Source organism: Streptomyces antarcticus, assembly GCF_026627255.1.
Taxonomy (GTDB): Bacteria; Actinomycetota; Actinomycetes; order Streptomycetales; family Streptomycetaceae; genus Streptomyces; species Streptomyces antarcticus.
Window position 1 is genome coordinate 477,713 of the sequence record NZ_JAPNLM010000003.1, and the last position, 6,440, is coordinate 484,152.

A 6,440-nucleotide genomic window follows, 5' to 3' on the forward strand; every position below is an offset into this window, starting at 1 on the left:
GCACGTGGTGTTTGTTCAGAACAGGAGCATCGTTGTCCTGGAAGTCTGGAATGGAGGGACCTGAAGTTTCCCCGTGATCGTGGACACATCGCTGTTACGCCGCGAGGGCCTGATCCTGCTGGTAGCGCAGGCGTGTCTCGTGGGGCGTGAGGTAGCCCCAGTGGACGTGCTTGCGCAGGCGGCGTCTGTTGTAGAAGGTCTCGACGAAGTCGAAGATGTCGGCGCGGGCGGTCGCGCGGTCGGGCCAGAAGCGGGTGCCGATCTCCTCTTTGAGTACGGCCCAGAACTTTCCGCGGCGGCGTTGACGCTCCTATAGCTGTCAACTGGCTTTCTGGGGTGCTCGTGGGGCGGGTCGGAGGAGGTGGTAGACCTCGCGGATGACGTAGCGTTTGAGGCAGCGGATGATCTCTCGTTTCGTCTTGCCTTCGGTGGTGCGGCGGGCGACGTAGTCGATCGTGGGCTGATGAAATTGCATCCGGACGATGACAGTTCGGTAGATCGCGGCGTTCAGCTGCCGGTGGCCGCCATGGTTGATGCGATGCCTGCCGCTGGTCATGCCGGAGCCGGTGGGCACAGGTGCGATGCCGGCGAGTTTGGCGAGGGCGGCTTCGGACTTGATCCGTTCGGGGTTGTCGCCGGCGACGACGAGGATTTCCGCGGCGGTGTCCACCCCGATGCCGAACGGCTCGAGCAGCTGTGGAGCGGCCCGCTGGACCAAGTCGCCGATCATCTTGGTCAGTTCTTTCGCCTCGGCGTCGAGGTACTGCCACCGCTTGGCGAGCGTCCGCAGCGTGTGACGCAGTGCGTCCTCGGGTCCTTCCAGGCGGCGGGGACGCAGGGCTGCCAGCTGCCGAGCCAGGGTGATCTGTGTCTTTCCCGCGGTCTCCCGGCGCAGGGTGTCCGGGGCGTGGACCAGCATGGCCTTCATCGTGACCATGGCCGCGGCGCGCTGTTCAACGGCCTGGTCGTGCGCGACCTTGAGCCGGCGGATCATCTCCGCTTCACCGTCGGCGCTCTTCGGTGTGGCGGTCGCGAACCCGGCGAGTACGGCGCGGGCGGCGTTCTCGGTGTCCAGGGTGTCGGACTTGCCGTTCATCCGCCGCAGTCGCCGGTCCGGTCGGCCGGCCTCGACCACCTTGTGGCCGTTCCTGCGCAGGAACGATGTGAGTGTGGCGCCGTAGGAGCCGGTGCCCTCGATCCCGAAGGCGAGAATCCTGCCGAACGAGGCTGCCCAGTCGAGCAGTTGCTGGAAGCCGCCGGTGTCGGTGGGAATGGTCAAGGTGGCCAGGATCCCGCCGATCGTGTCCATCACGGCTGCGACGTGGATGTGTTTGTGTGTGTCGACACCGATCACGACATGCCCGGACCTGGGCTGCTCGATGGTCTGCACGGTGTTCCTTCCGGCCGGTAGCGTGGGAGGTCACGCTGTCGCCGGTCGGACGGACAGGACTGTCACGGGGACGCTTTGGTGAGTCGGCTCCAGGCTCTTATCAGGTCACGTCCGTCCGGCGGCAGCGCTTGCTGCGTGCCCGGCCGGGCGGTCGACAGATCAACGCCAGGACACCCGTAGGGTCAGTCATAGCAAGAGTCAGACCGCCTCGGCCGGGACTACCCGATCCTTGCGGGATCCGGTGCGAAAAGATTGACAGTCGAAGCAGCTCCCGGTCCGGCCCATACTTTGCTGGTGCCCCAACATGCTCATTCTGTCGCGCAGTTGGCGGGAGGTGTATTCCGGTCCGCGGTTGCTGTGGATCACGCAGCCGGGCTCCAGGCGGCCCAGCGCGGCGGCCATGTCCAGGGCGTCGACGACGAGTTCGGCGCGGTGGTGGTCGGCCATCGAGTACCCGATCACCTCGCGCGTGGCCAGGTCCAGCCACGAGGCAAGGTAGAGCCAGGCCCTCGGCGGTGGGGATGTAGGTGATGTCTCCGACGATCTTCGTGCCGGGGCGGGTGGCGGTGAAGTCCCGGCCGATCAGGTCCGGCGACGGGGCGGCCCTGGTGTCGGCCTTGGTCAGGCTGCGGCGTCCGGTGCGCCGGCTGTTCCCGGCGATGCCGTGTTCCCGCATGACCCGCGCCACCCGCTTGCGGTTGACCACCCGGCCCCGCCGGCGCAGTTCGGCGGTGACGCGCGGGACGCCGTAGTTCCGCCGGGACGCGATGTGGATCACCGTGATCTCGTGCGCCAGGGCCTCATCCGCCCGGCGCTTCGCTTCGCGGGCCTCTCGCCCGGCCATCCACGCGTAGGACGTGGACCGGCCGGTCTTCATTACCCTGCACAGCAGTGTGACCGGGTAGTTCGCCCTCTCCGCGTGGATGAACCGGCATATCTTTCTCACCGGTCGCTCTCCTACGCGAAGAAGGCCGTCGCTCTTTTCAGGATCTCGATCGTTTTCGCCTGCTCGGCGGTCAGCTTCCGCAGCCGCTTCAGCTCCTCGTCCCGGTCATCGGCGGCCCGCACGGCACCGGGCCCGGCGTCCTGGGCGGCGCGGGCCTTCTTCACCCAGCCCCGCAGGGACTCCGAACTGATCCCGAGCTCCCGGGCGACCTCAGTCACCGTCCGGCCCGACGACCGCACGAGCTCGATCGCGTCCCGCTTGTACTCCTCCGAGTACCGCTTCGTGTACTTGCTTCCCACCTGGCACTACTTCCTCTGGAACCTCACGTCCCAGTCTCCAGGTGTCCACGATCAAGGGGAAGCTTCAGTGGGTCCGTGCACCCCACACTCACGCAGGTGGGCCGATGATCTGTCAACGTCCCGTTCGGTGTCCGGGCGTCGGTGACGGTGTCGGTGAGGGCGTCCGCGCCGGCCTCGGAGGTACGGGCGGACGCGCGTCGGGTCGCGGGAGGGCCGCCGCAGGGGCGCGGGGTCTCACCGCACCCCGCGGTCGGCCCCGGGCCCCGGGCCCGGCCGTCGTGGTCCGGGTCCGGGGGCGGACGGTCAGGCCGTCGACGCGTCCGGCGGAGGCGGGCCTGCGGCGGGGAGGACCCCGTCGCGCCGGAGGCGGCGCAGGGTGAGGTGCTCGTGGAGGAGGCGGCCGACGAGCGCCCCGCCGTAGACCACGAAGCCCACGCCGACCAGCCAGGACTGGACGACCAGCAGGGTGCCGAAGGGGCCGTAGGTCACGGCGTTCGAGGCGATCAGCGGGGAGAACACCAGTTGGGAGAAGAGCCGCAGCCCCAGCAGGCCGACGCTGGTCGCCACCGCCCCCGGTACCAGGGCGCGCCAGCGCACCCGGCTGCCGAGCAGCAGCCGTTGCGAGAGGACGAAGAACAGGCAGGTGCCGGCGAGGTCCCCCAAGGTGCCGAGGACCGTGCCGAGGGCATCCTTCGAGGGGGCGGGGATGACCACCAGCAGCGCGAGGTAGCAGACCAGCATGGCCAGCCAGATGACGTGCCGCCACATGGTGTGCCAGCGGGCGGTCGGCAGGTCCCAGACCTTCTCGTAGCCGGTCTGCACGGCCGAGCCGAAGGTCAGGCCGAAGACGGCGAGCGCGGCCAGGCCGAAGGCCGTGGTGCGTTCCAGGGCCAGGTCCGCCGCGCCGAACACCGTCTCGACCCGCGCCCGCGAGGACTCCGCCACCCCCAGGGCCTGGCCGAGCCAGCGGCCGAATCCCGAGCCGCTGCCGGGTGCGGCGGCCGCCACGACCACCAGCAGCGGCACCAGGGTGAGGAACCCGAGGGCGGCGAAGCCCATCGCCCGGTGCATCAGCTCGATCTCCCGGCCGCGGCTCCACGCCAGACCGGCCTGGGAGCCCTGGAGCCGGTCGTAGAGCCGCCGGAGGATCGAGGTCACGCCTCATGCACTACCCGCGATGGCCCGCCCGTTCCCGGAAGCCCGCCCGAATGGGACCCGAAGGGGTGGTTTCGACCGCCCGGAGGCGGAACCGCAGGCGCGGAGACTTGGGGGCGCTGAGGCCTACCCGGCGCCGCGGAGGTCCACCAGCCGCTTGATCTTCCCCACCGACCGCTCCAAGGTCTCCGGGGCGACCACCTCGACCCGCACCGACACTCCGATGCCCTCCTTGACGGCCCGGACCACCGCGGCGGCCGCGGCCTCCTGCTGTCCGGCCTCCGACTCCCGGCGCGCCTCCACCCGTACGGTCAGGGCGTCCATCCGGCCCTCCCGCGTCAGCCGCAGCTGGAAGTGCGGGGCCAGGGCGGGCGTGCGCAGCAGGATCTCCTCGATCTGGGTGGGGTACAGGTTCACCCCGCGCAGGATGATCATGTCGTCGGTGCGGCCGGTGACCTTCTCCATCCGCCGGAACGCCGGGCGCGCGGTCCCGGGCAGCAGTCGCGTCAGGTCCCGGGTGCGGTAGCGGACGACGGGCATTGCTTCCTTCGTGAGGGAGGTGAAGACCAGTTCGCCGGGCTCGCCCTCCGGCAGTACCGCGCCCGTCAGCGGATCGATCACCTCCGGGTAGAAGTGGTCCTCCCAGACGTGCAGGCCGTCCTTGGTCTCCACGCACTCCTGCGCCACGCCCGGGCCCATGACCTCCGACAGGCCGTAGATGTCCACCGCGTCGATGTCGAGCCGCTCCTCTATCTCACGGCGCATCTCCTCCGTCCACGGCTCCGCGCCGAAGACGCCCGTCCGGAGGGAGGTCGTGCGCGGGTCGATGCCCTGGCGCTCCATCTCCTCCAGCAGGGTGAGCATGTACGAGGGGGTCACCATGATGACCTCGGGCCGGAAGTCCTGGATCAGCCTGACCTGGCGGTCCGTCATCCCGCCCGAGGCGGGCACGACCGTACAGCCCAGCCGCTCGGCGCCGTAGTGCGCGCCGAGCCCGCCCGTGAACAGCCCGTAGCCGTAGGCGATGTGGACGATCTGGCCGGGCCTGCCGCCCGCCGCGCGCAGGGACCGGGCGACGACGTCGGCCCAGGTGGCCAGGTCCCCGTCGGTGTAGCCGACGACGGTGGGCCGCCCGGTGGTGCCGCTGGAGGCGTGGATCCGGCGCACGTCGGAGCGCGGTACGGCGAACATCCCGAAGGGGTACTGGTCCCGGAGGTCGGTCTTGGCGGTGAACGGAAAGAGGGCGAGGTCCGCGAGCGAGCGGCAGTCGTCCGGGTGCACCCCGGCCTTGTCGAAGGCCTGCCGGTAGAAGGGCACCCGGTCGTAGGCGCGGTGCAGGCTCGCGCGCAGCCGTTTCAGCTGGAGCGCGGCCAGCTCGTCGCGGCTGAGCCGCTCGCCCTCGTCGTGGAGATCCGCGTACGCCGTCATGCCGTCACCTCGTCCGAAGCCAACCGACCGATCATTCGGTACATTGCCGGACCCCGCCGGGTAAAGCAATGACTCGAACGAGTGAGCGTCTGCCGCACGGGCCGCGGGGGGCCCGCTCCGGGCGGGCCCCTGCCCGGGCGGGCCCCTGCCCGGGCGGGCCCTGCCCCGGGCGCCGTCCCCACCCGGTACGGGCGTACGGTCGGGCGGCCCCCGCACCCGGGCGGCGCCCCATCCGGTACGGGCGTACGGTCGAAGGAGAGCCCCGCGGCCGTACGGCGAAGGGAGCGGCGGTCATGTCCGTAGTCGATCCCGCCGTGACGGTACGCCTGAGCGCCTCCGGTGCCCGGCGCATGGTCGGACTGCTCGCCGAGGTCGCCCAGCTGCTGGAGGACCCGGGGCCGCTGCGCCTGACCGAGGCCCAGGCCGACCTGCTGGGCCAGGGCACGGACCGCCGGGAGCTGGCCGAATGGTGCCGCTCCCTGGCCGCCGAACTGAGGGCAGGCCTGTAGCCGCCTGCCTGCGGGCAGGACCCTGCCTCCGCGTTTCGCAGGAGACGGGGCGTCCTTACTGCCGCCTACCCCGAGGGAACATCATGAAGACCCGGTCCCACCCCATACGCCGCATCGCCGTGGCCGCCTGCGCGGCCCCGCTGCTGCTCGCCGGAGCCGGCGCCGCCGGCGCGGTCACCACGGCCGCGTACTCCTCCGCGCAGGGCGTCGTCCAACAGGCCAGCGCGAGCGAGATCCTCTCGCTCGTGAACGCCGAGCGCGAGAAGGCCGGCTGCCAGCCCCTCGCGGAGAACGCGAAGCTCACCCAGGCCGCGCAGGCCCACGCCGCTGACATGGCGAAGAACAACCTGACCGGACACACCGGGTCGGACGGCTCCACCGTGCCGCAGCGGATTGACAAGGCCGGCTACACCTGGGGTGCCTGGGGTGAGAACGTCTCCGGTCCCGGATACGACACCTCGAAGGCCCACGTCGACGGCTGGCTGAACAGCGCCCCGCACAAGGCCGACATGCTGAGGTGCAGCTACACCGAGACCGGCGTCGCGGTGTCCGGCGACCGCGCGGTCCAGGTCTTCGCGACCCCGAGCTAGTGCGTTGTCCACGAACGTTGGCCGGGTCGGTCAGGCGGCTTGGGGCCGTGGTCGGCCCCAGCGCTGTTGGCGCTCGCTGCGGACCTTGGCGCGTTCGCGACGTTGGGCGGCCAGGACGTCGGG

The 6,440-nt window shown here is 70.7% G+C and carries 7 protein-coding genes and 2 pseudogenes; 3 read left to right on the plus strand and 6 right to left on the minus strand.

Annotated features, from left to right (window positions below):
• Positions 1 to 73 precede the first annotated feature (73 nt).
• Complete coding sequence (locus OTB16_RS39825; protein ID WP_476470160.1) at positions 74 to 316, plus strand: hypothetical protein; 243 nt, start codon at positions 74 to 76, stop codon at positions 314 to 316.
• 3 nt (positions 317 to 319) lie between these two features.
• Here the strand turns inward: OTB16_RS39825 and OTB16_RS07940 are convergent, their stop codons facing one another.
• The 6 genes and pseudogenes from OTB16_RS07940 to paaK all read right to left on the minus strand — a co-directional run bounded on the left by OTB16_RS07940 (position 320) and on the right by paaK (position 5,218).
• Entirely contained in the window at positions 320 to 1,390 is a 1,071-nt protein-coding gene (locus tag OTB16_RS07940; protein ID WP_267719217.1) for an IS110 family RNA-guided transposase, read from the minus strand.
• 198 nt (positions 1,391 to 1,588) lie between these two features.
• Positions 1,589 to 1,888 (minus strand): annotated as a pseudogene (locus tag OTB16_RS07945) (DDE-type integrase/transposase/recombinase); the annotation flags it as partial.
• A 154-nt stretch (positions 1,889 to 2,042) separates the two neighbouring features.
• Positions 2,043 to 2,267: pseudogene (locus OTB16_RS39465) on the minus strand (IS3 family transposase); the annotation flags it as partial.
• Positions 2,268 to 2,347: 80 nt separating this feature from the next.
• Entirely contained in the window at positions 2,348 to 2,635 is a 288-nt protein-coding gene (locus tag OTB16_RS07950; protein ID WP_267719218.1) for a transposase, read from the minus strand.
• A gap of 303 nt (positions 2,636 to 2,938) precedes the next feature.
• Complete coding sequence (locus OTB16_RS07955; RefSeq protein ID WP_267719219.1) at positions 2,939 to 3,793, minus strand: YhjD/YihY/BrkB family envelope integrity protein; 855 nt, start codon at positions 3,791 to 3,793, stop codon at positions 2,939 to 2,941.
• 123 nt (positions 3,794 to 3,916) lie between these two features.
• Entirely contained in the window at positions 3,917 to 5,218 is a 1,302-nt protein-coding gene (gene paaK, locus OTB16_RS07960; RefSeq protein ID WP_267719220.1) for a phenylacetate--CoA ligase PaaK, read from the minus strand.
• 293 nt (positions 5,219 to 5,511) lie between these two features.
• Here paaK and OTB16_RS07965 point away from each other — a divergent pair, with 293 nt between their 5' ends.
• Both OTB16_RS07965 and OTB16_RS07970 read left to right on the plus strand, forming a co-directional pair.
• Positions 5,512 to 5,727 (plus strand): hypothetical protein, encoded by a 216-nt coding sequence (locus tag OTB16_RS07965; RefSeq protein ID WP_267719221.1) that lies wholly within the window; start codon positions 5,512 to 5,514, stop codon positions 5,725 to 5,727.
• Between the two features lie 83 nt (positions 5,728 to 5,810).
• The gene (locus OTB16_RS07970; protein ID WP_267719222.1) at positions 5,811 to 6,317 is read left to right on the plus strand and encodes a CAP domain-containing protein; all 507 of its coding nucleotides are present in this window, start codon (positions 5,811 to 5,813) and stop codon (positions 6,315 to 6,317) included.
• Positions 6,318 to 6,440 lie beyond the last annotated feature (123 nt).

What these genes read in the sequence shown, in the direction of transcription:
- paaK (WP_267719220.1), bottom strand. Translation starts at nt 5,218, where the DNA reads ATGACGGCGTACGCGGATCTCCACGACGAGGGCGAGCGGCTCAGCCGC.
- OTB16_RS07965 (WP_267719221.1), top strand. Translation starts at nt 5,512, where the DNA reads ATGTCCGTAGTCGATCCCGCCGTGACGGTACGCCTGAGCGCCTCCGGT.
- OTB16_RS07970 (WP_267719222.1), top strand. Translation starts at nt 5,811, where the DNA reads ATGAAGACCCGGTCCCACCCCATACGCCGCATCGCCGTGGCCGCCTGC.